This is a genomic window from Brevibacillus sp. BC25, assembly GCF_000282075.1.
In the GTDB taxonomy this organism is placed as follows: Bacteria; Bacillota; Bacilli; order Brevibacillales; family Brevibacillaceae; genus Brevibacillus.
Map to the genome: position 1 here is coordinate 1 of NZ_AKIX01000012.1, position 21572 is coordinate 21572.

Consider the following 21572-nt stretch of genomic DNA (forward strand, 5'->3'; position numbering starts at 1 on the left):
TGGCAGCTCTAGACGCAAATGTACGTCATCGCTGCCACTGCCTGTATTTTTCACGGCAAAAACAACTGTGGAACCGTATAGAGTGCAGGGGAACCTCCCGTATGCAGGAACAATACGTGATCACCCTTGTTAAAATGCCCTTCGCGAATCAGTCCGATCAACCCTGCCATCGCCTTTCCGGAATAGACAGGATCTAGCAAAATCCCTTCTGTCCGAGCGATCAGCTGAACGGCTTCAATCATGCCATCCGTCGGAATCGCATAGCCTGGTCCGACAAATCTGTCGTCGCAAAGCACAGCTTCTGCCCGTATGTCCCCTTGCAAACCGATCAGTGCAGCTGTACTGCGCAGCAACCCCATCACCTTTGCTTCTTGTGCAGCCCGATCACGGCTGACATTGATCCCGATTACTTTTGTGTTGGACTGGCGCGCCATAAAACCGGCAAGCAGACCGGCTTGGGTACCGCCACTTCCCGTTGCCGTCACGACATAATCGTACGGAGTCGTCGTTTCCCAGGCCTGCTGCTCGATTTCCTCCGCACACGCCATGTACCCCAATGACCCTACTTCATTGGAGCCTCCTACAGGAATCAGATATGGTTTTCTGCCTTGTTTTCGCAGACTTTCAGCGAGCTCTTCCATAGCTGCAAACAAATCTGCCGCTGCGGGAATGACCTCAATTTTTTCTGCTCCGAGCAAGTGGAACAACAGATGATTGCCACTCGCTTGCGGTTGGTACTCGCCCGTCTCAGGCGCGGACAGCACGAGCTGGCAGTTCAAACCTTCGCGAACTGCCGCCGCCAGAGTCAACCGGCAGTGATTGGATTGGACAGCTCCACATGTAATCAACGTGTCTGCCCCTTGCTCGATTGCCTCCGCCACCAAATACTCCAGCTTCCGCGTCTTGTTTCCCCCTGCTGTCAAGCCAAGCATGTCGTCTCGCTTGATAGAAATGCTCGGTCCGCCTAACTCTTTGGACAGTCGCTCCAGCCTTTCGATTGGTGTATGACCCTGCGTGTATTTTCTGCGATGGTAACGGATTTGGTTCATGCTTTTCTTCCCTTCTGCTTGGCGTTTGTTATGGGACGGAAAAATCTTTGCGTTATGTGACTTTGTTACATGCAGCCAAAAAGTACTCCGGTACAATAAGTCTCATCAATCTCAAACACCTAACCGGAGGGATAAGAATGAAAAACGTCGGTCGTTTTGATCAAATGTTTCGTATCGTTACTGGGTTAGCCTTTCTGTCCTTGTTCTTCTTTCTGGAAGGAGGCTACCAATTCCTTTCGTTAATGGGCATTCCGCTCCTGTATACAGCCTTGACCAAACAATGCTTCTTCTATCGTATCTTTGGGATTAACTCTTGCCAACTTCCTTCGCAAAAATCGTAAGTTTCTCTGGATTGGGCGGCTGGTTAATCTGGCCGACCATTATTGTCGTTCTCAGCCCACTTTCCTTGCTTGCATCCGTTATCCCTCAATCGATCCCGATGCACCCATAACGGCTTACGCAGTCCCGCCTTCTTCACGATACCTTCTACTGTTAGCTCATGGAGTGTCTCTGTTACTGTTTCACGAATACACCCCATCATTGTCGCCAGCTCCTGATGCGTAAGGTTCACTGCCAGCTCGACCCATTCTGGTGCGTCAGCCTGGCGCTCTCCCCCGTATTTTTCGCACAGCCTGCCGAGCAAATATACTAGACGCTGTCGCACACTTCCATACGCCATGAGCTCCATCATTTCTTCTACCTCTTGCAAACGATTCGATATAATCTCGATAAAATGCAAGGCAAGCCTCGGCTTCTCTAGCATCAGCTCTTCAAATTGGCCTTTATCAATCGAACAAATCACCGAATCTTCCCACGCTTCGGCGTACAGATTGGTTGAACTAATCGTAAACGAGCCAATCTCGCCAAACACATGGCCTGTGCCGAGCAAGTCAATCGTTAGCTCTTTGCCATCAGCCGAAAGCTTGTATAAGCGAACCTTCCCTGCCTTGATCAAAAACAACCTTTTCTGCTCCAGGTGAGGGGAGGAAATCATCGTTCCTTTTTTGACCATTTCCATAGGGGTCGCCGGTTCCAATTGGGCTAGCTCTACTTCACTTAACGACTGAAACAAATTGATGCGGGATAAAAACTTCTCCTTTTCGATCACCGTTCACTTCCTCCTGCTCACTGTAGGCTGGACTACATATTGTATGGATCACTCCCATTATACTCCTCGTTAAGCAATAGATTTCGAATGAACAAAGGAGTGTAAATCGTTGAACACATTCATCATGATTCTTTCACTGATTTTGGCTTTGATGTTTTCCATCTCTGTGTTAATGAAGTTTTTACGCGCAAAATCTATGCTCCAGCACTGGAAGGAATATGGGTACCCCCTTTGGTTTATGGACGTGATTGCCTCACTTGAGCTGGTCGGGATCATCGGCGTAGTTAGCTCCTTTTGGATTCCTGAAGTATTAACATTCGCTTGTATCCTGTTCGCCATCCTCATGCTCGGTGCTATCCATGCCCATCTTTTTCGGGCAAAGCATAAACCCGTCATGGCGATAAATGCAGGAATTATGCTTATTTGTTCGTTGCTTCTCCTTTGGCTTTAATCGGTCCCGAGCGCTTTCCAGTACGTCTTTTGTCCGTTACTGATCAAGCTTGCCTGTTTCGGAACTTGCTTCATCACCAGAAAAAGATTCAGCATATCGACCGATGAAGCGATTGCGTTTATCAAAATCATAAATTTTAATACAGTAGTGAACAGCCCCAAAAAACCTAGAAGAAAAGGCAACATAACCGAAATGAGAATGAATGGAGCGATAGTAATCAGGATGTATCTTGCTTTTGGAATCTTTTCTTCCGTTGCTACAAACCCGCCAAACAACGTTAGCCCCATCCATGTTTTTTCTGATCTCAAGAAATTCGGGATAAAAATCAAATGCAAGCATTCATGAATAATGACCAAGGCCAGTAGAGAGAATATCACACCGAAGTCAATGGATATGGATAGCGAGTCAGATGTCAGCCCCAATTCCTGCAAGGTTATTGGCGAAAAAATATGGATGATCCCAAAAACGATGAGTGCATTGATCAGCATGAAAGGAATCGATAAAAGAGTTGCCCTGCCCAAACTCTGTGGTTCATTCAGTGGAATCCATTCATTTTTCATCAACTCAACATGTACATTTTCATGATACTGTGGCAATTTGGTTGTGATTCTCATAAAAAAACCTCCCCTTTCTAGTAAGACGTTCACCCTATGTAATCAGTTTCTTTAATGGGGAGATAAATAAAAAAGGCTATCTCCAGAGCTTGCTCGGAGACTAGCCTTTTCCTCATGGTCATTTATGCTTGCTGAAGCAAAAACTGCTTGCCATATTCCCCGTGATCCAAAATAGTCGGGTGCTCGATCTGAATCGTCGAATGGTCAATTCCGTACTTCGTTTGCAAAATGTGATTAATCGCCAGAATGACACAATACGGCTGGATGCCTTCACGAACGAACACATGCGCTGTCAGGGAGTAATGTTCCGTGGATACCGCCCACAGGTGCAGCTCATGAACATCCTCCACGCCCTCTACTTCACTGAGGTCCTGACGGATTTGCTCGAGATCAAACTGCTCAGGAACAGATTCCATCAACACGAGCAGCGACTCACGAATGATTTTGGCACCACCTGTAAAAATAATTCCCCCAATCACCATGCTGATCAACGGGTCGAACAAGTAGTAGCCTGTCATGTAAATGAGAATCGCCGACGTAATTACACCGACAGAGCTGAGCAAATCCCCAATAAAATGCCACAACGCGCTTTTTACATTGAGGTTGTCTTCTTCCTTCATACTGCGGGAAAGTACGATGGTCAGCACGATGTTTACAACCAAACCAATGGATGCAATGGTCAGCATCAACTGCAAATCAACGTCTTGCGGATTGATCATCCGTTTGATCCCTTCAATCACAATCCCGATCGAAATTACAGCAAGAGCCAAGCCATTTAAGAACGAAGCAATAATTTCAAAACGGAGAAATCCGAACGTGTACTTCTTAGTCGGCTTACGTGTCGCCATATAAATAGCGGTCATACTCAACCCTAAAGCAAAGACGTCAGAAATCATATGGGCGGAGTCGGACAGGAGCGCGAGTGAATTGGACATCAAGCCTCCCACAATCTCCACGATCGTAAAAAACAACGTCAGTAGGAGCGTAATCCACAATGTTTTCTTCGATGTTTGCTGTTCTTTCACATGATCAAGATGGTGAAAATCACCATTTTTCATACGTATCACCTCTGTCCATTTAAATTATAAGAATTATAATCTAATAATTAATGTAATCATATCCTCTTTTTCGCCAATATTCAAATGAACATTTTATGGATCATACAAGTGATTTTCATTACCAGTTGTGTCTTATAATGATGGAAAAAGCATTATTGGGAGGCGAAGAATTTGTCAACAAACTTCGATGAAATCATGACTTTGATATATTCCATTGAATCTCATACATGTACAGCTTCAGACCAAGAAATCATCCAAAAAATCCACTCATGGATTCCAAGCTATACTTGTCCCACTGCAGCTGAAGGTTATTTTATGGTTGTATCGACAGTCCTTCACTTTCGGCCTCAGCTGGAAGAAGAATTGTTAAAAATAGCGATCGAACCTTTATATTATTTGGGATTGGACAACGCACAAGACATACTTTCATGGATAAAACAGTACCAATTTAGCAAGGGCGGATATCGTCCTCGAAAGAATGGTTTGCAGTGGCTTAAGGCGAATTCAAAAGTAGAACAATTTGATAAAGCACTCCGCTATCTTAAAGACCTCGAATAACAAAAAAAGCCTCATCCAAAAGGATTAGGCTGATCATTCCTGATTGTGATTCCCTTCCAAAATCCGTCGAATATTGCCCTTATACTGGGTGAGCAAACGGCTTGCGTCCTCTGTTGGCAACCCGGTCTTTTGCAGCACGATCGCCAGTTTTGCGTCACCGTCTGCCTTGTGCAACAGTACGTCTGCCTCATCGGTAGAGACATTGGTCGCTTCTGCCACGATTTGTTTTGCCCGTTCCTTCAGTTTCTCATTGGTTACCTGCACATTAACCATCAAATTTTTGTACACTTTCCCCAATCGCACCATGCAGCCCGTCGTAATCATATTGAGAACCATCTTCTGCGCCGTCGCTGCTTTTAAGCGTGTCGATCCAGTCACCACCTCTGGCCCTACCACCACATTAATCGCTACATCCATACCTTGGCTGATCTGCGCCATCTGGTTGCAGGACAACGAAATGACTTTTGCCTGCTGCCTTCTTGCTTCCGCCAATGCTCCGATGACATAGGGTGTCCGACCACTCGCCGCAATTCCCACTACGGCATCCCCTGCCTTTACGCCATAGGCAATGACATCTTCTCTGCCGTTCTGCTCCACGTCTTCGGCTCCCTCGACTGCCCTGACGATAGCTTTTTCCCCGCCTGCTATGATTCCCTGCACCAACGAGGGGTCCGTCCCAAAGGTCGGGGGGCATTCAGCAGCATCGAGCAAGCCCAATCTCCCACTCGTTCCCGCTCCAAAATAAAAGAGTCTTCCGCCGTTTTCCAGACATTCTGCGATCAAGTCAACGGCCGCTGCAATCGAAGCCAGCTCCTTTTCAACGGCAAACGCAACTGTTTTATCCTCTTCATTCATAATCTGGACAATCTCCATCGTAGAGAATTTATCCAGCTCTTCCGTATTCCGATTTCTTGTTTCTGTCGTTAAATCACGCAGGTGAAACTTCATCCAGTTACCTCCCACCCATCTACACTCATCTTCTCTTTCTACCCCACACCATGCTGCTTTTTCTCCGATGGAAACAGGCTTACTGGTAGATGTCCAGCGGCCTTTCGTTCCCCGAACAAAATGTCTGCCACAAGCTCTATGGCATGGTACGTATGGTCATAAACGGCGAGATACGCATCGACCTCTGGCATTACCAAGAGATCATACGGGTTTCGCAGAGCGACAGCCACGACCTTTTTCCCCTGTTGAACTAGCCGATTCACCAGCAGCGATTGGCCTTTAAAGATATGGGCATTGTACGTAAAAACGACGATCTGCTCCATGGATGACATCACATTCGCCACCATCTCCCCTTCATCTTCTGTCGGGTTAAGCGTCGACATCATATGGTATTCAACTTCACGATATTTTCTCAATGGTGCGACCAGATCGCCAGAAGCTGCTTGCCCATCCTCTGCCAACGTAAGGTTGGAAATCCCCGGAAAAATCACACCGAGCGGTTGCGTACTTCTCTGTAAAGGAAGCAGCTGATGTTCATTTTTCACCAAGGTTATGGCTTGGGCGAGCGCACTTCTCGCCATGTCTGCATGCTGGACACGGTCAAAGGAAGGGCCTGTTGCTCGCAAGCAATGCTCCCAGGAAAGAAATCGTTTCTTTAATTGAAGCACGCGATTTACTGCTTCGTTGACCCACGCATCTGACAGCTCCCCCGAATGAATGGCCGCGACGAGTCGTTCATACGTTTTTTGCTGAACTTCATGCGTGTGGGAAACCAGAACAAGATCGATCCCAGCCTGCACACAACGCACCGCCGCTTCCGGAACCCCGATGGTACCCGCGATGGCAGCCATTTCCATACAATCCGTTATTGCGACCCCATCAAAGCCGAGCGACTCACGCAAAATTCCCGTCACGATCTCCTTGGAATACGTAGCAGGAGAACCCGACTCATCCATACTGGGCAAACTGATATGTCCAACCATCACCATGGGGACTCCTGCCGCGATACTGCGCTGGAATGGAACCAACTCGACCTGATCCAGTCGCGTCCGATCATGTCCGAGCACAGGAACAGCTTCATGGGAATCGATGCTCGTATCGCCGTGACCGGGGAAGTGCTTGATAGAGGGAATGACACCACTCGCAAGCAGACCTTGAATGGCGGCCTCACCAAAACGAGCCACCTGCTCTGGCGCTTCTCCAAAAGACCGCACCCCAATGACCGGATTGTCCGCATTGTTGTTTACATCGACCGTCGGGGCGAAATTGACTGAAATCCCTGCTGCACGCAGCTCCTCACCTGTTGCCTGGTAGATGCGCTTGGCTTGATCGAGATTGCCTGTGGCCCCCAAAGCCATCGCTCCTGGAAAGCGCGTCGCTCCTTTTTGCAGTCGGGAGACCACGCCATTTTCCTGGTCGGTCCCGATCAACAGCGGATAGGGATGCAAAGACTCATACGCCCAGCTCTGGAGTTTCTGTACGCGTTGATAAGTCTCCTCCGGTGTCCCGATATTGCGGCTAAAAAGAATCACGTTGCCAATCTGTTTTTGTTTGATCCACGCTTCCATTTCTTCGGGAATATCCAGTGTAGGGTAACCGATCATCAGCAGTTGCCCGACCTTCTGTTCCACTGTCATAAGTTCGGCTTGCATGGAATCCTCCTCCCTACCGACTTACTCTTGTTATGAGAATGCTTTGCCGTACTTCGCATACTGCTTCCAGCTACGATATCCGAGCCTCGCATAGAAATCGACCAGCGTCGTCCAATCAATGACAATGTTTGGAATACCGCGATTCCGCAAAGCCACAATGCCCGCCTCCACAATCGCCAGTCCCAAGCCTCGTCCCCTATACTCCGCATCCACGCCCAATGGACCGATGCCGCCCAGCCCATCCGCAAACAATGGTGCCCAGTATACGTTTTGGGCAACAAACGGAGAATCGGCATCATTGATCCGGCAAAAACCGGCGATCTCACCGTGCAGCTCCACCACGACGAATTCGCGTCCGGTTCCTCCCCGCTTAAAATAGTGAATGGCTTCATACTCCCAGCGCCCGGGAAAGCATCGATGCAAGAAGGCCAAGAAGGCATCTTGGTCCTCCCTCGTCAACAGTCGAAAGCGGCCATCCGGTACCTCTGGCAATTCCAGCTCTGCTGGTTCGAGATACTGGCCTAACAGATCGTTCTCCAACCGCTCCTCCGAGTGATACCCTTGTCTCTCAAACCACGCTTTTACGTCTGCAAATTCATCGGGTATGCCCGGGAAATAATGATACGGATCGCGCCCCAGCAAGACCTTTTCCACCCCTTGCTCTCGCAACGCATTCTCTGCCCTTGCCAGCAATTCACGCCCTACCCCTTGCCCGCGATGTGCGGTAGAAACGAGTAAGACCTGTATCCAGCCAATGCCTTTTCCCAATTGAATGTCGAGCTTTTCCTGCCAGCATTTGGCCACGACAAACCCGACAGGACGCTGCGTCACAGCATCTACCGCAATCCACGACCCAGCTTTGACTACATTCTGATCCTCGAAGCTGTTTTGCTGCATGAGCCCAGGCCGCATGGGAAAGCGATCACCCAACTCCTGATTCCACAGCTCGCACAGAGCGTCCGCATATCGATCGTCCCAAGGTACGTATTGCATCGGATGCTAGCCTCCTTTACGCCCTACTTCAATCCAGAAGTTTTTGAGCCTTCCACAAAATATTTCTCCGCAAACAAGAACACGATCAAAATCGGGATCAAGCTGATCAAGGCCCCTGCTACCAGCAGTTGATCCTCTGTCTTGTACTGACCGCTCAAAGACAAAATCCCAATCGGCAGCGTAAAGTTCTCGTCCGAAATGAGATAAATGACTGGCGCCAAAATCTCATTCCACTTCCCCATAAACGTAAAGACCGCCAGTGTTGCCAAGGATGGCTTGCACATCGGCAAAAACACCCGCCAGTAAATCTGGAACGGATTGCAGCCATCCAGCTTTGCCGCTTCCTCGTAATCCTTCGGGATATTTAAAAATGCTTGCCTCATTAAAAAAATGGCAAACGGCTGTCCGAGCCACTCCAATAGCCAAAGCGGAGCCAACGTATCGAGCAGACCCAAATTTTTAAAGATAATAAACTGCGGGATAATCGTGACGATCCCCGGGATCATCATCGTTCCCAGCACGATCATGAACAGTGTGTCGCGGAAAGGAAAGCGCAGCCTGGCAAAAGCAAAGGCAATCATCGAGCTGGACAATAAGGCCCCGATAACCGAAAGAATCGCGACAATCAGACTGTTGATCGTATAGCTGCTAAAATTCGCCTGTTCCCACACGGTTGTATAGTTGCTCCACTGTGCTGGATTGGGCAGCCATTCTGGCGGAAATTGCATGTACTGCTTGTAAGTTTTCAGCGAGTTAAATACAGTCGTCAAAAACGGAACCAGCATAATCAACGCACTCGCTATGACAAACAGGTATCCAACGATTTTATTTAGAGGAAAACGCTTTTGCATGGCTACCTCCTTGCCTCTTAATCATAATGAACCCATTTCTTTTGCAGCTTGAATTGGATGAGCGTAATGGCAAGCAGGATGAGGAACAACACCCACGCGATAGCAGAGGCATAGCCCATTTTGAAAAAGCTGAATGCTTGGCGGAACATGAAGAGCATCAGGACGAGGCTGGCGTTGTTCGCACCACCTGTCGAGCCTGCCTCCGTAGAGGCCCCGGTCATCACAAAAATCTGTTCGAAGTTTTGGAAAGAGTAAATCGTGTTCAAGATGACGACCAGAAACGTCGTGCCGGAAATCATCGGGACTGTCACCCGCCAAAACTTTTGCCAAGCGTTTGCTCCATCAATCGAGGCTGCCTCGTACATATCAGAAGAAATTCCTTGCAGCCCAGCGAGAAAAATAATCATCATGTAGCCGACTGACTTCCAGATGGCGATGAGAACCAAGACCGGGATGACCCAGAATTCATCAATCAGCCAGTTTTGCGGAGCTAGCCCAATTTTAGATAGAAAAGCATTGGCAAAACCGATCCGCTGGTTAAACACCGCATCTGCTACATACACGATCACCGTCCATGAGGAGATAACCGGCAAAAAGTGAACCATCCTGAAAAATTTCAAACCCTTTAGCTTTTGATTCAGGGCCACTGCTAACAGCAACGCCAAAAACGTTTTGGCCGGTACGTACAGGATCGTAAAATAGACCGTATTCCATAACGCGCGATAAAACAGCGGGTCTTCAAACAGCTTTGCATAGTTGTCCAAGCCAGTCCATTTAGGCGGATTTAAAATATCGTAGTCCGAAAAGCTGAAGTACAATGACGCGACCGAAGTTCCTACGACGAACACGAGAAAGTGGATGAGATAAGGGGAGACCAGGAGCAGTCCCCATCTCCCCTCGCTATCCAACCATTTTCTCTTTTTCACAGCAGGCTTCGCCTGTTGCTTGGTTTGCAGTTCTAGCATGGTTGGCACACATCCTCACTGATTGATGACTACTGCTTCTTGAAGAAGTCATCCAGAACTTTTTGAATGCCTTCGTCTGTTTTCGTGATGAATTCATCCGTTCCGTATTTATCCATGAACAGTTCTGCCAGATTATCCGTGAACACCTTCACCCACTCGGTAAAGACAGCGTTGGTATCAATCGTGCCCGCGAACTCCAAGGTGTCGAGGAAGACTTTTTTGTTTTCTGGCTTCGTGGCTGGGTTTAGGAACATCTCGGAATTCGCCACTGATTTTTTCACCGGAATGGCTTCCCCTACTTCTGTCCACTCTTTTTGTGCTTCATCAGATGTCGTCCAGTAGGTGATCCATTCTTTAGCGGCCTTGACCTTCTGCTCCTCTGCCTTTTTGTTGATGACCCATGAGTTGGCGATGACGGGTGCGAAGCGTTTGCCGTCCGGCCCTTTTGGCATAGGAGCGACATCGTAATTCAACCCTGCACCATTCATCGAGGTCGTTGCTGCGTAAATATCGATTTGCATCGCCACAGCCCCGCTCAAAAACGCTTTGAAGTTGCTTTGGAACGCCTTTAGATCAGCCGGATTCGGGAATAGCTTGCGCTGCATGCCGTCGACCATCCACTCGACCGCTTTTTTGTTCTCCGGACTGTTGATAATCGATTTTTTCAAAGTCGGGTCCAATACCCCGCCACCATACGCTTTCAAGATGTTAAATGCACCGCGTGAGCTACCGAAAAACGCGAAGCCGTACTGCTTCACTGATTTTTTGTCAAAAGCAGGATCGTCTGCATTTTTCCCGTTGGCATCGAGGGTCAGCTTGGCGGAAGCCGCCTTCACATCATCCCAGGTCCAGTCAGCCGTAGGGTATGGTACGCCCGCTTTGTCGAACAAATCTTTGTTGTAGAAAAGGGCTCCGACTTGGATTCCCTGTGGCACTCCCCAATACTTCCCATCTGAGTCTTTGTTGAACTCCAGACCGTTGAGCTCCTCTTTGTTGATTTCTTTCGTGACGTAGTCGGTGATGTCGAGAATCGCGCCGCGTTGGGCGTAACCAAATACTTTTGTCCCGTCGCTCTGCCAAAGATCAGGCGCATTCCCGGCCGCGATTTGAGTCGTCAGCTTTTGATAGAAGTCATCATAAGGAGCCGTCATTGTTTTGATTTTGATGTGAGGGTGTGATTGTTCGAATTTTGCAATAATTTCTTCCATCTTTTTCTTCGTTGGTGGATCAGAGCTGTAGCCCATATACAATTCGACTTTGTCCCCCTGCTGTGTGGAGGACTGGCTGCTACATCCGGAAATAAGCAATGCCGCGGCTAAGCCAATCAAACCGAGGACTGAGAGAAACCTTCTCTTTTTCATGGAAAACCTCCCCAATTGCATGAAGTAAAAAACTTGCATAGCTAACGATATTTCCAAACACCTAACGTACTACTAGACATATGTGGGCTCTTTGAAGGTAAGGGACTCTTTACTGACTGATAAGGATAAAAGGATAAAGGCAGGAGTTTGTGTATTCTAAGGAGGATTTGTTTATTTGTACTGCTCCCGAACAGCTTTACGCGTCTGGCGCAAGTACGCAGCAGAGACATCGTAATTTTTGGCAGCAACACCTCTAAACAAGATGTCGATCACATTGAGTTGTGCGATTCGTGAGGAAGTGGCGGCACTGCGTTCATCCGCTTCTGTTGAAAACGTGGTTAAGTGAATATCCACGCATTCCGCCAAGGAGTTTGTGCCGTATTTGGTAATGCCAATGGTCACAGCACCCGATTTGCGGGCTTGTTTCATCGTGGTTATGATCTGCGAGGTTTCCCCCGAATTCGAGATGCCGACTGCCACATCACCAGCCGTCAAGGTGACTGCCGAAGTAAGCTGCAAGTGGGAATCCGAATGGGCCGTGCACATTTTATTGATGCGCAAAAATTTATGTTGGGCATCCTGGGCAACCAATTGCGAAGCACCCACTCCGTAAAAATCAATCCGGGTGGCACCGTACAGCTCACCAATCGCCTGCCCCACTGCTTCTGTATCCAAAATTTTGATCGTTTCCCGCAAGGAGAGGATGTTGTTGAGCGAAACCGATTCAATCAAGGTGTACATATCAGCATCGGGAAGAATCTCTTTGAATTCATCCTGAGCGGTAGACGATTGCAGATCACCCGCTATTCTGATTTTCAACTCCTGAAAACCATCTACACCGATACTTTTGCACATGCGTATGATGGCAGCTTGGCTGGATTCGCTTCTTTCCGCGAGTTCCTTGATGGAAAGACGAATCACCTCATCCGGATTAGCTAAAATGTAATGCGCCGCGTTTTGTTCAGAACGCTTGATATTGTGCAACGATTCGCGGATGCGCAGCAACCCGCCATTCAACACGATACCACCCCTTTAGTCCATGAATTTGTTAAGCGCTTACATTCAAGTGTGACTTTGGTAAATCATTACATATTTTGTATTATAGACACTTGAAATAAAATATCAATATGAATTGTCAGATTTGAAATAAAATTTCAAAACTATTTTTCGACACTTTCTCCCTTTATTCGCTCTATTATAATTTTTAACAATTTTCACAGTTACTTATGTAGATCTCTTTCCGTATTAATCCATGTACGCCAAATTTACAAATAATGGAGCTGATTAGGAATGTCCAAGCGTAAGGCACTAGCATTCACACTGATGACTGCTTTACTTTTGTCGAACTCTGCCGTTTTGACGAACGAAGTTGCCGCAAAAGCATCCTCTACCGAAGAAGAACTCATTAGCAAAAAATTGACAGCAGAAGACCTTGATGACAATGCAAAAGCGACACTAGAACTGGTCAAAGAAGTCATGCCGGATATGAAAAAATATGATATTATCCACGTGAGAGTCTATGAAAATTTAAAAACCAGAAACGGTGATAGAATCGACCAGTTAGAAGTGGAACTGATGGGCACCCCTGAAGGTGAGAAGCCTCATCACGCACTTGTCAGAATGAACGCAAAAACGGGAGAACTCATTGGCGCCGAAATAGCCAACGGTCTGCTTAAATCGGAAGTCAAGTTGAACGAAGAAGAAGCAACCAAGAAGGGCTTCGAGTACCTAAAACATTTTTTTGATGAGAAAGCAGACATCTATGAGGTATCCGATGTTCGTAACTATGTTTTCGAAGATGGCTCAAAACAAATTCTCGTGATTTACACCGCACCGGACCATGACATTTACGTGACCATGGATAGCCAAGGGGAGCTCAAGGCTGCCAAAAAAGATATGTATATCGAAGAATAAGAGGGGTTGCTTCGAATGTTCAAACACCAAGTACTACCCTTCACCCTGATAGCGGCTCTCCTTTTGCCAAACACACCTGTTCTGTTAAACGAAGCCGCAGCAGCCTCTTCCCACAAAGCGAAAGCAACTGTAACTGCGACCAAGTTAGAAGAGCTTTCCATAAAAGATCTGAATCAAAAAGCAAAAGTGACTCTGAATCACGTCAAAGAAGTCATCCCTGACCTGAAGAACTATCACATCACCTCCATCGTAAAAGAGAATGTCGTCACCACTTCTGGTCCTATCGAACGTTTGGAAGTGATTTTGTCGAGCACACCAGAGGGAACTACCCCAGACTTCGGAGTTGTCCATGTAAACGCAAGTACGGGAGAGCTGATCGACATCAACATCCAAAACGGACTCCCCTCTTCGAAAGAAGTTTTAGGTGATGAGAAAGCGATCAAAAAAGGCAAGGAGCATCTCAAACTTTTGTTTGGAAAGCAAGCGGAAAAATACAAGTTCTCACAGATCCACTCCTCTACTGTCCAGGATAACAAGACACAGATTCTTGTCATTTACACTTCCCCGGATCATTACATCAACGTAACCATGGATCGTGTCGGAAAATTAAAGGCTGTCAAAAAAGACATCTACCCCAAAGCAGAATTAGATGGCAACAACAAATAATATGGACCTTTTGTCCAACAAAAAAGAGACGGTTCTGCCGTCTCTTTTTTGATGCTACGAAACCAACCTTACAACCCTGTAATATTTCGTAAGGTAAATCAATTTCCCATTTCTCTCCTATCGATTACGATTCTCCTGTTACATGTAAAGGAGGATCACCAAAAATGAATGGCATGGAAATCAACATTCACTATTTTCGCTTGATTAATGACTTGGGGAAAGAGTATCCGGCTCTCAATCCCGTGGCTTTTTACGTAGCAGAATATACGGTGTTTATTTTAGCGTTGAGTGCTTTGGTGTATTGGTTTACGAGAAAACATGAGAATCGCATCATGGTCGTTTGTGCGATGTTTACGTTTGTCATCGCCGAGCTATTCGGGAAAGTAGCCGGAAGCCTTCATGCGAATAATCAGCCATTCGCAGAGCTTGCGAACGTCAATCAATTGGTACAAAAAGCGGTCGACAATTCGTTTCCCAGTGACCATACGATCCTGTTTTTTTCCTTTTGCATGACCTACTGGCTTTTTAGAAAGACGACGGGGCCACTCTGGATGCTGCTTGCAGCTTGTGTGGGGCTTTCTCGCATTTTGGTAGGCGTTCATTATCCGGCAGATGTCATTGTGGGGGCCCTGATCAGTATTGGGTCTGCCTTGACCGTTTATATGATCGTGCCGAGATTGAGTTTTGTCCATACTCTACTTGCTTTCTATGAAAAAGGAGAGCAAGCGATCTTGCCTGCCAAATCGAAGACGAGAGACTTTTAAGTATGTCGAGCCGATCATATCTCTGGTAAGGCACAACATGGAAGGAAAATGACATGTATGTATGACATGACCTTTTCCCATTTTGGAAGCAACCATTTATGAGACAATCATCTTGATGAACTGAAGAATAAGAGGAACACCTTGTACAGGTATGTCACTCAGAATCAAAACTCCCTGCTGGACAACATATAAATTGGGAGGCTGAAGCATTCCATTGATGAAAAGATTCACAACAGAAACTTCATTCGGGTCCAGAATCCCCGAAGTACTGAATGGCATGACAGCATCACTGTTGGTATACATATTTTTGACTCCATCTGATATTGCTGTATACTGATAGGTTTCTGTACGTATTAAACCAGGCGTACATGGACATGGGGGGCAGGGAGGACAAGTTGGGGAGGGTTTTACTGGAAAAATCCCGGGACAACCTAATGGCGGGACGATTTGCAGACACTGTCTCCTCACTGTGTATGACTGTGTGACATTGCGCCTCATGAAATCACTCGTCCTTTCTCGAAGTGCTTCGACCGTTCACTCCGATTTTCACACATGAGTGAACCCCAGGCACATTCCAACCACCTGGGGCCACCATCCTATTCATCTTAGTTAACGACAAACTCTACAACTATGGGTGTACCACCGTTTTCGGCATTTCCATCTGGAATCGTGATCGCTGTCGTTGTAATTGTGGAAGTATTACCTGCCTGAAGCACTCCATTGACGTAGAGATTGTAAAAAGCAAACGTACTAGGAAATGCTGTCGCAGCAGCGCCAGTGTCAGTGGTAAATGCAGTTGCCGCAATGGCAAACGTTGCACCAGTACCAGTTCCAGCACTCATCGTGGACGTAAATCTCAATGAGGTTAGATACGGTTTAATAATCGGCACTTAGAACACCCCCTCCTCTATTTATTCCCTACTAGTTAATGCTTGGTTTCATCCGATTGAAACCGACAAATGACAGTAGAAACACGCACATTTTCCCTTAAAATAATATAATTGGAAAACAAAAACACCCTCCCACTTTTACCAGTAGGAGGGCTACATAATTTTTAATCTTGAAACAGTACTCGCAACTGCTCTTTCTCTGCGTCACTCAATACGTATTCTGCCATCGGGAACAGCACACTCTCTTCTTTAAAGAAATGTTCCAAGAGTATTTCTACTGACTTCAGCAAATGAGTGTGGACAGCTTCTACTTCAACAGGTTCAGACTTTTCCTTTTCTACGATTTGCATGAACGACATCAGGCTTTCATGAATAAGATCATGCTCTTCCTCCATGGCAGCAATCGGTCCCATCTCCCGTTCGATATAGTTAGCCATTAGGGGATACAGGTCTTCCTCCTCGCGTCTGGAGTGTCTCTCCAGTTCCGCCCGAAACGAGGACGCCAGCTCATGAAGCTCTGTTAAGCCTTTCTTTCTTTTAGTAGGTTCAGCAGTAGATTTCAGGTTATTTGCTAGATGTACGAGCTCATTCAACTGCTCAACTAATGATAGGTGCTCGTCTTTCAATTTTTCCAGAGCTGGACACAGCTTCCTTCTCCCTTCAAACTCCTGCATCATCCCCATACATCCTATAGGCGGTGGTCCCATTACAATCCCTCCATCTACTAGTGGGAGTTAGTTACCAAAAGAAATGCGATACGCTAGCTGTCCCCGATTGTCCCTCGCAACCATTTGAATACAGTCATCCTCTTGCGAAAAAACAACCGGTCCATTCTGGATGGGAATCGCAATAAACTGGCAAGGATTAAAATAGAGTCGCAGATGCTCCTCATCCTCCGTGATCTCCCATTTTGCCAGCTGCCTTTCCAAGAGAGCCGGACTGTGTGGTTCGGCATTATCCGCCAAATCTTGAATGAGTATCCCCATCTTTTTATCCACCAAGGCAGGCAGCTCTTGGTGAAGCTCGGCAATTGTTCTCTTACTAGGATTCATGGTCACTGATCACACTCCCTTCCGCAGATTATTTCCCTTGTTCTCTTCGATCCCGCTGGTCTTTTCTAAATACCATCCATGCCAGTGGGAACAACACTACCGTTGCACCGCTGAGCAATAGCACCTCCAAATATCGCTGTGCAAAATACATATTGACTGTGTACTGGGTGCAAACAATGCTGGCGAACAAGATCAATGCTAATAGGATGACACTTCTATAGCTGCTCTTCATATCTCTTCACCCCTACAGCGTATACAGCTCCATCTTTCTCTTGAAGCACAATTTCCGGAAGTGGTCTTCTTGGGGGACCAGCGAGCGGATTACCTGTGGCGATATCAAATTTCCCATGATGGCAAGGACATAGCAGCTCTTTCTCATCTCGGTCCCAAAATACCGGACAACGCAGGTGGGTACATGCATTTTGATACGCCTTGTATTCCTTTTCCTTCACATATACAAACAACGCGCTGTCATGCTCTCCTGGATAAGCAAACTCAATCGCATCTCCGGGTTTTATATCGCTGAGATTCGCGATTTTTTGTGTGGGATACGACTTGCTGGATGAACTCATCAGCTCCTTGGCAGCTAATGCCCCCCATGGTAGAGTAGATGCCGCGAATAGACCGGCTGCTCCTACCATTGTTTTCATAAAACTCCGTCGATCCAGACTTCGCTCATTAGAACGATTAATGTTATGTGTATAATTGTCATCCTTCAACGGAATTGGGCGGGTTTTCTCGTTCTCCATAAGGTATTTCTCCCCTCTAGAATAGCTTCTGTTTGCCCTGCAGAATGCCAGGCAGGCTAATTTTCACATTGGTTTCGCCTTCCAGCACATCCGGGTCGTGGCTGGCAGTCCATTTGCCATTGGCCAAAGGAATCTGTGCCCGTTTTTCTTCCAGCTCTGCTTCCTCAATCCACTGCAAGGTGTTTGTCGGGCAAACCGAAGCGCACATCGGCGGGATTCCCTCTTTCGTACGGTCGTAGCATAGATCGCACTTGTACATGAGATTCTGTTCTTCATCAAATTTGGGAATCCCATAGGGGCAGGCAATCGTACAATTTTGACAACCGATGCATTTCTCTACCAAAGCTGACAATACGGCTCCATTATCTCCGATTTGAATCGCCTGAGCAGGACAGCTGCGGGCACAAGCAGGATTGACACAATGGAAGCACATGAGAGGAATCGTTTGTCTGCTGATAAACGGGTCCACATCCAGTACGTAGTTTCGGTTTCGGTTGTCGTGACCTCCACACTGTGTACACGCCGCCAAGCAGCTTCGACAACCGATGCAATTATCCATTTCGATGTATAAGACTTGTTTACCCATGGCGAACTCCTCCATGCTTGTGCTTGATGATTTTCGCGGCGCACGCTTTAAACTCTGGCATTTTGCTGTAAGGGTCCAATGCCGGGTTGGTCAGCAGATTGATAGACTGCGCTTTTCCCCAATGGTACGGAACAAACACCGTATCCTCTCGAATCGCCTCGATAACTTTCACGCGGTACTGCGCCTCGCCTCTTCTTGTTTTCAGAGTGACCATCTCATCGTGTTCAATGCCGTAACGAGTCGCTGTTTTTGGATGAACCTCTAGCAGAGGATCAGGATACATGTCATTCAAAAACGGGATTCGTCTTGTCTGGTTCCCGGATAAATAGTGGAACACAACTCGTCCCGTAGTTAGCCGCAAAGGATATTCTTCATCCGGCTCCTCCGCTGGCGGGCGATAAGGCAACGCACATATTTTGGCTTTGCCATCCGGGTGATAAAATTTTTTATCCAGGAATAAATGGGGCTGCCCCTCGTCGCCCTCCTCACGGCACGGCCAGAAAACACCATTATTTTGATCAATTTTCTCGTAGGTGACCCCATAGTAGTCAGCTATTCCGCCTTTGGATACCTGACGTATTTCATTGAAAATATCCTGGGGAGACTTCAAGTGAGCAAAGAATTGTCCGCGCCCCATTCTTTTGGCGATTTCTACCTGAATCCACCAGTCAGGCTTGGATTCTTCGAACCATTCCTGTGCCTGACGGTGACGAATGATACGACCTTCGAGGTTGGTAGTCGTTCCATCGTCCTCTGCCCAAGTCGTAACGGGAAGAACGACATCGGCGTATTCAGCTGATTCGGACAAGTAAAAGTCGCAGCAAACCATAAAGTCCAAACTTTTCAGGGATTCCCGAACATGGTTTAGATTTGGCGCACTTACAACCGGATTGGAGCAGAGTAAGTATAAGCTACGGATTGTTTTATCCTTCATCAGCTGGAACATCTCATAGGCAGAGACACCTTTCTGCGGCATCTCTTCCGCGGGAATGCCCCAGGCACATGCTATTTCACGCACATGTTCAGGATTATCGAGCTTGCGGTAGCCAGGCAATTGATCGGCTTTTTGCCCGTGTTCCCGCCCCCCTTGACCGTTTCCTTGACCAGTAAGGGTTGCAACACCTGATTTTGGACGGCCAATCTTGCCTGTGACGAGCGACATGTTGGTATAGGCCGATACGTTGTCCGTCCCTTTCGCCTGTTGTTCCACACCACGGCAAAACATCACAATCGCATCGGGTGCCCTCCCGAAAATGTCGGCAGCCCTCACAATCTTCTCCACCGAAACCCCTGTTATTTCGCTGACATACTCCGGTGTGAAGGTAGCAACCACTTCTTTTGTTTCTTCAAAACCATTCGTATGATTTCGAATAAAGTCTTCATCAATATGTCCGTTCTTGATCAGGAGATGAACGATTCCGTTTGCCAGTGCCAAATCTGTACCGGGTCGCAGATCCAGGTGGATATCAGCTCGACGTGCCAGAGGTGTTTCCCTTGGATCGGCTACGATTAGATAACCGCCTCGATTTTGCACTTCCCAAATGCGAAACATGCTGGTTGGATGACACTCTGCCGCGTTTGAACCGGCTAAAAACAAGCAGTCTGTTTGATGAATATCCGTCCAGGGAATGGTAGAACCGCGATCAATCCCCAAGCTTCGATTCAATCCTGCCGCAGCGGAGGACATGCAGAAGCGACCATTGTAGTCGATATAGCGCGTTTGCAAGGCGACCCGCGCAAACTTACCCGTGAGATAGCATTTTTCATTCGTCATGGAAACGCCAGAGTAAACTGACAAGGTATCTTTGCCATAGTTGTGTTGCAATTCCTTGAACTTGGAAATGATCAAGTCAAGTGCTTCCTCCCATGACGCCTCCCGAAATCCTTCCGCCGTGCCTTTTAATGACGCATCTGTTCGAATCAACGGCCGCTGTATCCGATCCGGATGGTTCACCTGCTGATAAGCCGTCACGCCTTTTGGGCACATCTTACCCAGGTTGACAGGAAAATCGTACCGTGGCTCCACTCCGATAATCTTGTTCGTCGATGTATCTACACGCAGGTTCATCCCGCATTGCATACCGCAGTAGCAGCAGTGCGTGCTGACCAATTTCTCGTTCGGATGTATCTTGTTTTCAATTACTTTAAAAAATTTATCCTTTGGCATGTTGATTTGCCTCCCTGGCATTGATCTCGTGCGTAGGAACTCCTGTGAAGCGGAACATCCGGTATTTTCTGCGGCACGGCAAGCAAAGTTCAGCCAAGTGGAATCCTTCTTCCATTTGAAAAGCCATTTCGTTTTTACCCAGCACGTTGATTACATCTGCCGACTGTTCCGCAGAAACAAACTCATTGCTGCACACTTTGCACTTTTTCATTTCCTGCTCGCCGTAGTGTTCGCGATAATTACGTGCAAACACACTCATGGGACGGAACGGTATGTGAGCCAGTTTTCCGAATGGCAGATATATCAATGTCACAATCACTGCAAATTGATGAGTGACTGATATGACCGGGTGCCCAAAGCCCCCTAAGAACATGTTGCTTGCGGTTAACATCAAGCCTGTCACGCTGATAAACAGTAGCAGGTATAAAGGCAAAAAGTCGTAGACAAAGGATTGTTCAGCCCGTGCCTGCATGTTCTTGAATCTGCGATACAATGCCATGACTGCTCCGCTGATGACCATAAAAGCAGTAATGTTCAACGCGTTGTAAAAGAGAAAGGCAACCCAGCCATCCGCTTTTACGGTCAGAACATCCACACCCATGAACACGACCTGATAGAAACCATTGTCCGTCATTGTGAAATACATCCAGCCAAAAACTAACGGAAAGGTGACAAACGCGGCCAAGATGCATCCCCATCCCAGCAAAATGTGCTGTGTCCAGCGGTACCATCCCCGATTCCAAATAAAGCGATAGATGGCCAGATGATCCACCGTTGTATTCGCCGTACTTTTACGAAAGAGAAGTCGTAGCCCCTTTTTCAAAATAACATTCGTTGGCGGGCGATCTGCCCACGCAGAAAATCGGTATAGGAAACCTCCAATAAAGACAAGAGTCCCCACCATATAGCCGTAAAGCGCCAAATCGATATGCGTGAAAAAACGTGTTCCCACGTAACTTAGGACGAACAAGCAAGCAATGATGATAAAAGCACGCTTCGCTACCTTGGAAGCAAATATATAATTCATACAACACCCTCCCTGCTGCTGCTCATTTTTTCCTTTCACTCGAGTCCATTGTAGCAATGGCTCGTAACCCAGGTTGTGATTTACCTCACACCATTGCCACAATCTAGGACGATTTTCTCTTCCCAAACCATTGATTTCAGATGATATAA

The 21572-nt window shown here is 47.1% G+C and carries 26 protein-coding genes; 6 read left to right on the top strand and 20 right to left on the bottom strand.

The window, feature by feature from the left end:
• Positions 1–50: 50 nt before the first annotated feature.
• The gene (locus PMI05_RS02130) at positions 51–1049 is read right to left on the bottom strand and encodes a D-cysteine desulfhydrase (protein ID WP_007716619.1); all 999 of its coding nucleotides are present in this window, start codon (positions 1047–1049) and stop codon (positions 51–53) included.
• A 137-nt stretch (positions 1050–1186) separates the two neighbouring features.
• On the opposite strand from PMI05_RS02130, the gene PMI05_RS02135 reads away from it, so the two are divergent.
• Positions 1187–1390 carry a DUF2892 domain-containing protein gene (locus PMI05_RS02135; protein ID WP_007716621.1) on the top strand — a complete coding sequence of 68 codons (204 nt, stop codon included), beginning with the start codon at positions 1187–1189 and terminating at the stop codon, positions 1388–1390.
• A 23-nt stretch (positions 1391–1413) separates the two neighbouring features.
• Here the strand turns inward: PMI05_RS02135 and PMI05_RS02140 are convergent, their stop codons facing one another.
• Entirely contained in the window at positions 1414–2157 is a 744-nt protein-coding gene (locus tag PMI05_RS02140) for a Crp/Fnr family transcriptional regulator (protein WP_007716623.1), read from the bottom strand.
• 109 nt (positions 2158–2266) lie between these two features.
• Between PMI05_RS02140 and PMI05_RS02145 the strand changes: the two genes are divergently transcribed.
• Entirely contained in the window at positions 2267–2608 is a 342-nt protein-coding gene (locus PMI05_RS02145) for a DoxX family protein (RefSeq protein ID WP_007716624.1), read from the top strand.
• Here the strand turns inward: PMI05_RS02145 and PMI05_RS02150 are convergent.
• Positions 2605–3222, bottom strand: a complete 618-nt coding sequence (locus tag PMI05_RS02150) for a DUF3267 domain-containing protein (protein WP_007716626.1) — start codon at positions 3220–3222, stop codon at positions 2605–2607. The two genes, PMI05_RS02145 and PMI05_RS02150, sit on opposite strands and share 4 nt — an antisense overlap.
• 122 nt (positions 3223–3344) lie before the next feature.
• The gene (locus PMI05_RS02155) at positions 3345–4280 is read right to left on the bottom strand and encodes a cation diffusion facilitator family transporter (RefSeq protein WP_007716627.1); all 936 of its coding nucleotides are present in this window, start codon (positions 4278–4280) and stop codon (positions 3345–3347) included.
• Between the two features lie 171 nt (positions 4281–4451).
• Between PMI05_RS02155 and PMI05_RS02160 the strand changes: the two genes are divergently transcribed.
• Positions 4452–4838, top strand: a complete 387-nt coding sequence (locus PMI05_RS02160; RefSeq protein WP_007716629.1) for a hypothetical protein — start codon at positions 4452–4454, stop codon at positions 4836–4838.
• Positions 4839–4871: 33 nt separating this feature from the next.
• Here the strand turns inward: PMI05_RS02160 and murQ are convergent, their stop codons facing one another.
• The 7 genes from murQ to PMI05_RS02195 all read right to left on the bottom strand — a co-directional run bounded on the left by murQ (position 4872) and on the right by PMI05_RS02195 (position 12625).
• On the bottom strand, positions 4872–5786 hold the full coding sequence (gene murQ / locus PMI05_RS02165) for an N-acetylmuramic acid 6-phosphate etherase (protein WP_007716630.1): 915 nt from the start codon (positions 5784–5786) through the stop codon (positions 4872–4874).
• Positions 5787–5824: 38 nt separating this feature from the next.
• Positions 5825–7438, bottom strand: coding sequence for a glycoside hydrolase family 3 protein (locus tag PMI05_RS02170; protein WP_007716633.1), 1614 nt, complete (start codon positions 7436–7438; stop codon positions 5825–5827).
• A gap of 30 nt (positions 7439–7468) precedes the next feature.
• Positions 7469–8431: a GNAT family N-acetyltransferase gene (locus PMI05_RS02175; RefSeq protein ID WP_007716635.1), complete on the bottom strand. Its 963-nt coding sequence runs from the start codon at positions 8429–8431 to the stop codon at positions 7469–7471.
• Positions 8432–8454: 23 nt separating this feature from the next.
• A complete protein-coding gene (locus PMI05_RS02180; RefSeq protein ID WP_007716636.1) occupies positions 8455–9282 on the bottom strand; it encodes a carbohydrate ABC transporter permease in 828 nt (275 codons plus the stop codon).
• A 17-nt stretch (positions 9283–9299) separates the two neighbouring features.
• The gene (locus PMI05_RS02185; RefSeq protein WP_007716638.1) at positions 9300–10247 is read right to left on the bottom strand and encodes a carbohydrate ABC transporter permease; all 948 of its coding nucleotides are present in this window, start codon (positions 10245–10247) and stop codon (positions 9300–9302) included.
• Between the two features lie 29 nt (positions 10248–10276).
• Positions 10277–11608 (bottom strand): sugar ABC transporter substrate-binding protein, encoded by a 1332-nt coding sequence (locus PMI05_RS02190; RefSeq protein WP_007716640.1) that lies wholly within the window; start codon positions 11606–11608, stop codon positions 10277–10279.
• 171 nt (positions 11609–11779) lie between these two features.
• On the bottom strand, positions 11780–12625 hold the full coding sequence (locus PMI05_RS02195; RefSeq protein WP_007716642.1) for a MurR/RpiR family transcriptional regulator: 846 nt from the start codon (positions 12623–12625) through the stop codon (positions 11780–11782).
• A 273-nt stretch (positions 12626–12898) separates the two neighbouring features.
• On the opposite strand from PMI05_RS02195, the gene PMI05_RS02200 reads away from it, so the two are divergent.
• From PMI05_RS02200 to PMI05_RS02210, 3 genes are all read left to right on the top strand, one after another.
• Positions 12899–13522, top strand: a complete 624-nt coding sequence (locus tag PMI05_RS02200; RefSeq protein WP_007716643.1) for a hypothetical protein — start codon at positions 12899–12901, stop codon at positions 13520–13522.
• Positions 13523–13537: 15 nt separating this feature from the next.
• Positions 13538–14188 carry a hypothetical protein gene (locus PMI05_RS02205; protein ID WP_007716645.1) on the top strand — a complete coding sequence of 217 codons (651 nt, stop codon included), beginning with the start codon at positions 13538–13540 and terminating at the stop codon, positions 14186–14188.
• Between the two features lie 164 nt (positions 14189–14352).
• Positions 14353–14952 carry an undecaprenyl-diphosphatase gene (locus PMI05_RS02210; protein ID WP_007716647.1) on the top strand — a complete coding sequence of 200 codons (600 nt, stop codon included), beginning with the start codon at positions 14353–14355 and terminating at the stop codon, positions 14950–14952.
• Positions 14953–15048: 96 nt separating this feature from the next.
• Here the strand turns inward: PMI05_RS02210 and PMI05_RS31570 are convergent, their stop codons facing one another.
• From PMI05_RS31570 to PMI05_RS02255, 9 genes are all read right to left on the bottom strand, one after another.
• Positions 15049–15450: a DUF4183 domain-containing protein gene (locus PMI05_RS31570; RefSeq protein WP_039960071.1), complete on the bottom strand. Its 402-nt coding sequence runs from the start codon at positions 15448–15450 to the stop codon at positions 15049–15051.
• 107 nt (positions 15451–15557) lie between these two features.
• Positions 15558–15842: a DUF4183 domain-containing protein gene (locus PMI05_RS02220; protein ID WP_007716649.1), complete on the bottom strand. Its 285-nt coding sequence runs from the start codon at positions 15840–15842 to the stop codon at positions 15558–15560.
• Between the two features lie 164 nt (positions 15843–16006).
• The gene (locus tag PMI05_RS02225; protein WP_039960073.1) at positions 16007–16519 is read right to left on the bottom strand and encodes a hemerythrin domain-containing protein; all 513 of its coding nucleotides are present in this window, start codon (positions 16517–16519) and stop codon (positions 16007–16009) included.
• Between the two features lie 57 nt (positions 16520–16576).
• Positions 16577–16894: a hypothetical protein gene (locus PMI05_RS02230; RefSeq protein WP_039960084.1), complete on the bottom strand. Its 318-nt coding sequence runs from the start codon at positions 16892–16894 to the stop codon at positions 16577–16579.
• A 28-nt stretch (positions 16895–16922) separates the two neighbouring features.
• Positions 16923–17126, bottom strand: a complete 204-nt coding sequence (locus tag PMI05_RS02235; protein ID WP_007716652.1) for a hypothetical protein — start codon at positions 17124–17126, stop codon at positions 16923–16925.
• On the bottom strand, positions 17110–17643 hold the full coding sequence (locus PMI05_RS02240) for a Rieske (2Fe-2S) protein (protein WP_007716653.1): 534 nt from the start codon (positions 17641–17643) through the stop codon (positions 17110–17112). Before PMI05_RS02240 ends, PMI05_RS02235 begins: the two co-directional genes overlap by 17 nt.
• 16 nt (positions 17644–17659) lie before the next feature.
• Positions 17660–18229, bottom strand: a complete 570-nt coding sequence (locus PMI05_RS02245; RefSeq protein WP_007716654.1) for a 4Fe-4S dicluster domain-containing protein — start codon at positions 18227–18229, stop codon at positions 17660–17662.
• On the bottom strand, positions 18222–20396 hold the full coding sequence (locus tag PMI05_RS02250) for a molybdopterin oxidoreductase family protein (protein ID WP_007716656.1): 2175 nt from the start codon (positions 20394–20396) through the stop codon (positions 18222–18224). The genes PMI05_RS02245 and PMI05_RS02250 overlap by 8 nt, the downstream gene beginning before the upstream one ends.
• Positions 20383–21423, bottom strand: a complete 1041-nt coding sequence (locus PMI05_RS02255) for a hypothetical protein (RefSeq protein ID WP_007716658.1) — start codon at positions 21421–21423, stop codon at positions 20383–20385. Before PMI05_RS02255 ends, PMI05_RS02250 begins: the two co-directional genes overlap by 14 nt.
• Positions 21424–21572 lie beyond the last annotated feature (149 nt).

Bases quoted from the DNA above. Each gene is read 5' to 3' on its own strand.
- PMI05_RS02250 (WP_007716656.1), bottom strand. From the start codon at position 20,396: ATGCCAAAGGATAAATTTTTTAAAGTAATTGAAAACAAGATACATCCG.
- PMI05_RS31570 (WP_039960071.1), bottom strand. From the start codon at position 15,450: ATGAGGCGCAATGTCACACAGTCATACACAGTGAGGAGACAGTGTCTG.
- PMI05_RS02150 (WP_007716626.1), bottom strand. From the start codon at position 3,222: ATGAGAATCACAACCAAATTGCCACAGTATCATGAAAATGTACATGTT.
- PMI05_RS02255 (WP_007716658.1), bottom strand. From the start codon at position 21,423: ATGAATTATATATTTGCTTCCAAGGTAGCGAAGCGTGCTTTTATCATC.
- PMI05_RS02230 (WP_039960084.1), bottom strand. From the start codon at position 16,894: ATGAATCCTAGTAAGAGAACAATTGCCGAGCTTCACCAAGAGCTGCCT.
- PMI05_RS02200 (WP_007716643.1), top strand. From the start codon at position 12,899: ATGTCCAAGCGTAAGGCACTAGCATTCACACTGATGACTGCTTTACTT.
- PMI05_RS02210 (WP_007716647.1), top strand. From the start codon at position 14,353: ATGAATGGCATGGAAATCAACATTCACTATTTTCGCTTGATTAATGAC.
- PMI05_RS02130 (WP_007716619.1), bottom strand. From the start codon at position 1,049: ATGAACCAAATCCGTTACCATCGCAGAAAATACACGCAGGGTCATACA.
- PMI05_RS02245 (WP_007716654.1), bottom strand. From the start codon at position 18,229: ATGGGTAAACAAGTCTTATACATCGAAATGGATAATTGCATCGGTTGT.
- PMI05_RS02205 (WP_007716645.1), top strand. From the start codon at position 13,538: ATGTTCAAACACCAAGTACTACCCTTCACCCTGATAGCGGCTCTCCTT.
- PMI05_RS02175 (WP_007716635.1), bottom strand. From the start codon at position 8,431: ATGCAATACGTACCTTGGGACGATCGATATGCGGACGCTCTGTGCGAG.
- PMI05_RS02235 (WP_007716652.1), bottom strand. From the start codon at position 17,126: ATGAAGAGCAGCTATAGAAGTGTCATCCTATTAGCATTGATCTTGTTC.
- PMI05_RS02190 (WP_007716640.1), bottom strand. From the start codon at position 11,608: ATGAAAAAGAGAAGGTTTCTCTCAGTCCTCGGTTTGATTGGCTTAGCC.
- PMI05_RS02225 (WP_039960073.1), bottom strand. From the start codon at position 16,519: ATGATGCAGGAGTTTGAAGGGAGAAGGAAGCTGTGTCCAGCTCTGGAA.
- PMI05_RS02170 (WP_007716633.1), bottom strand. From the start codon at position 7,438: ATGCAAGCCGAACTTATGACAGTGGAACAGAAGGTCGGGCAACTGCTG.
- PMI05_RS02240 (WP_007716653.1), bottom strand. From the start codon at position 17,643: ATGGAGAACGAGAAAACCCGCCCAATTCCGTTGAAGGATGACAATTAT.
- PMI05_RS02155 (WP_007716627.1), bottom strand. From the start codon at position 4,280: ATGAAAAATGGTGATTTTCACCATCTTGATCATGTGAAAGAACAGCAA.
- murQ (WP_007716630.1), bottom strand. From the start codon at position 5,786: ATGAAGTTTCACCTGCGTGATTTAACGACAGAAACAAGAAATCGGAAT.
- PMI05_RS02135 (WP_007716621.1), top strand. From the start codon at position 1,187: ATGAAAAACGTCGGTCGTTTTGATCAAATGTTTCGTATCGTTACTGGG.
- PMI05_RS02185 (WP_007716638.1), bottom strand. From the start codon at position 10,247: ATGCTAGAACTGCAAACCAAGCAACAGGCGAAGCCTGCTGTGAAAAAG.
- PMI05_RS02180 (WP_007716636.1), bottom strand. From the start codon at position 9,282: ATGCAAAAGCGTTTTCCTCTAAATAAAATCGTTGGATACCTGTTTGTC.